Here is a 1,347-nt window from a genome sequence, read left to right as displayed (position 1 = left end):
GCGACGCTCCTATGTCCTGTCAAGGGTTTGTGGGTGCTCGAGTTGGCGGTAGAGCTCGCGGGTGATGTAGCGCTTGAGGCAGCGGCGGATCTCGCGGGGTGTTTTGCCTTCTGTGGTGCGGCGGGTGATGTAGTCGCGGGTGGGTTGGTGGTGGCTGGTGCGGGTGATCGCGATGGTGTGGATGGCGCTGTTGAGTCGTCGGTCGCCGTAGCGGTTTAGTCGGTAGCGGTTGGTGGTCTGGCCGCTGTTGGCGGGGATGGGGGCGGTGCCGGCGAGCATCGCGAAGGCTGCCTCGGAGCGGATGCGTCCGGGGTGGGACCAGGCGCACAAGACGGTGGCGGCCACGATGGGGCCGACTCCTTGGATGGCGAGGAGATCGTTGCGCCAGGTGCGGATGATGGCGTGGATGGTTTTCTCGTGGTTGGCGGCTTCGGTGTTCAGGTCGCGTGCTCGGCGGGCCAGGGTGCGCAGGACGGTGACGGTGGTGGTGGTTTCGAGGTCCCAGTCTTGTCGGGTGCGGAGGTTGAGGGCGGTCTTGATCATGGCGGCTGTGGTTTGGCCGCGGAATCGGTTCCTGATCGTTTCGGGTGCTGCGAGGACGAGGGTGAAGAGCTGTCGTTGGGCGTCACCGGCGCCTTGGACTGCTGAGCGTCGGGCGGCCAGCAGCACTGCGAGGCTTTGCCGGTTCCCACCGCTGCTGCGTGGGGTCCCGACGTGGGGGCGGGCCAGGGCTTCGCGGGCTGCGCGGATCGCGTCGAGGGGGTCGGACTTGGCGCCATGGCGGCGTTTGGCCCGTGCGGGGCGGTCGAGTTCGACCATGACTTCCTCGCGGGTGGCGAGGTGTCGTGCGAGTCCGGCGCCGTGGCTGCCGGTGCCCTCGATGGCCCATAGGCGCAGCACTGCGTGCTGGTCGGCGAACTCGACCAGTTCGGCGTAGCCGGCTTCGGAGGCCTCGACGGTGATCTCATCGAGCACGCCGCCGGTGACGGGGTTGAGTACGGCTGCGGAGTGGGTGGCGACATGGGTGTCGACACCGATCACGGCGTCGAAATTCTCGACGAGATCGGTCACAGTGGTCATTGCGTTCTCCTATTCGGACGGGACGTGGTTTCCGGTCCGGGGCGGAGATTGGGCAGGACTGTGATGGGACACGACCGGCGCCGTGAATGTCGGTCGGTCAAGCTCCTGATCAGGCCACTCACTCCGGCCGGGCCGGGGCCGAGGAGACGAGACGGACAAGTCGCGGCGAAGGCACCCGGGGCCAGTCAAGGACAGGGTCACGTCCCGTCATCCTCGGCAACAGCCCAACAGGATCAGGCTGCGTTGTCGATCCTCACAGTCAAGGAC

Annotated in this window: 1 protein-coding gene; it reads right to left on the bottom strand. The window is 67.0% G+C overall.

Annotated elements, in window-relative coordinates:
• Nucleotides 1-9: 9 nt before the first annotated feature.
• The gene (locus ABZZ22_RS26990) at nt 10-1,080 is read right to left on the bottom strand and encodes an IS110 family transposase (protein WP_354938653.1); all 1,071 of its coding nucleotides are present in this window, start codon (nt 1,078-1,080) and stop codon (nt 10-12) included.
• Nucleotides 1,081-1,347: the final 267 nt, after the last annotated feature.

The sequence above is a fragment of the Nocardioides sp. NPDC006273 genome (genome assembly GCF_040613495.1).
Taxonomy (GTDB): Bacteria; Actinomycetota; Actinomycetes; order Propionibacteriales; family Nocardioidaceae; genus Nocardioides.
The sequence above is the reverse complement of the archived record's forward strand: the minus strand, read 5'-3'. Positions and strand labels throughout refer to the sequence as shown.

Excerpts from the sequence above, each read along its gene's own strand:
- ABZZ22_RS26990 (WP_354938653.1), bottom strand. The coding sequence starts at position 1,080 with ATGACCACTGTGACCGATCTCGTCGAGAATTTCGACGCCGTGATCGGT.